Source organism: Roseomonas chloroacetimidivorans (assembly GCF_049629625.1).
Lineage (GTDB): Bacteria > Pseudomonadota > Alphaproteobacteria > Acetobacterales > Acetobacteraceae > Roseomonas > Roseomonas chloroacetimidivorans.
Map to the genome: position 1 here is coordinate 1 of NZ_JBNBZS010000285.1, position 1,201 is coordinate 1,201.

Annotated in this window: 2 protein-coding genes; one reads left to right on the forward strand and one right to left on the reverse strand. The window is 66.4% G+C overall.

From position 1 onward, the window contains the following. Window positions 1–377, reverse strand: a 377-nt coding sequence (locus tag ACO1BU_RS37475; RefSeq protein WP_424140919.1) for a winged helix-turn-helix transcriptional regulator, incomplete at its 3' end; no start/stop codon positions are given. 83 nt (window positions 378–460) lie between these two features. Between ACO1BU_RS37475 and ACO1BU_RS37480 the strand changes: the two genes are divergently transcribed. Further along, window positions 461–1,192: an SDR family NAD(P)-dependent oxidoreductase gene (locus ACO1BU_RS37480; protein WP_424140920.1), complete on the forward strand. Its 732-nt coding sequence runs from the start codon at window positions 461–463 to the stop codon at window positions 1,190–1,192. Window positions 1,193–1,201 lie beyond the last annotated feature (9 nt).

Here is a 1,201-nt window from a genome sequence, read left to right on the forward strand (position 1 = left end):
GCGCGGTCACATGCAGTGCTGGCGTTATTGATCGCGTCGCCATGCGCAAGTGCCCAACCGCAGAGCGCCTCGAAGGGCTGACGCAGAGAGTGCCCCAGCGGCGTAATGGCGTATTCCACGCCGATCGGCGCCGTCGGCAGCACGGTCCGCGTCACCAGCCCGTTCCGCTCCAGGCGCTTCAGCGCGTCCGCGAGGGCTTTGTGGGTGATGCCATCAAGGCGCCGCTTGATCTCGTTGAAGCGCGAAGGCTTCGGGCAGAGCACCGTGAGAATCAGGATGGTCCACTTGTCCGCGATCTTGTCGAGCACCGGGCGCACGCGCGCCATGTCGGACAGCGCGCGGGAGGAGAGTGCTTCCAGGTCGGTATCATCGGCCATATCTAGGCTATCCAAATTGCGTTCTTGCTACCAGATACACTCTGTATATCTAGGCCGCCATCGTTGAAGAACAGGAGACGACGATGGCGCGGATGTTGAACAAGGTTGCCCTGGTGGTGGGTGGCGCGAGCGGCATCGGCCTTGCCACCGCCGAGCGACTGGCAGTCGAGGGTGCGACGGTCTTTCTCACCGGGCGTCGTGCCGAAACGGTGGAGATGGCCGCCGCCACAATCGGCCGGGGAGCACGCGGCCTCGTAGCGGATGCCAGCGTGGCGCAAGATGTGGCGGCGGCCGTCGCCACGGTGCGGGACACGTATGGCCGTATCGACGCGCTGGTGCTCAATGCCGGGATCTCCGAACCGGCGCTGCTGGCCGAGGAGACGCCGGAGCATGTCGACCGGCACTTCCTGGTCAATGTGCGCGGCCCTGTTCTCGCCTTCCATGCGGCGGTCGGCGCCATGGACAAGGGCGGCTCGGTCGTGCTCATCGGGTCGATCGCGGACTTGGCGGGCATTCCCCACTACGGCACCTATGCCGCCACCAAGGCGGCCCTGCGTTCCTACGCGCGCACCTGGACCGCGGAACTGGCGCCGCGCGGCATCCGCGTGAACGTCGTCAGCCCAGGCCCTACCGATACTGCGATGATGGCGGCCACGACGGATGAGGTGCGCGCGGCCCTTGTCGGGCAGATCCCGCTCGGCCGCATGGCACGCCCGGAGGAAGTTGCGGCGGCAGCGCTGTTTCTCCTGAGCGACGAGGCGAGCTTCATCGCGGGCGCTGAACTCTGTGTCGATGGTGGGATGCGGCAGGTCTGACCTGTTACG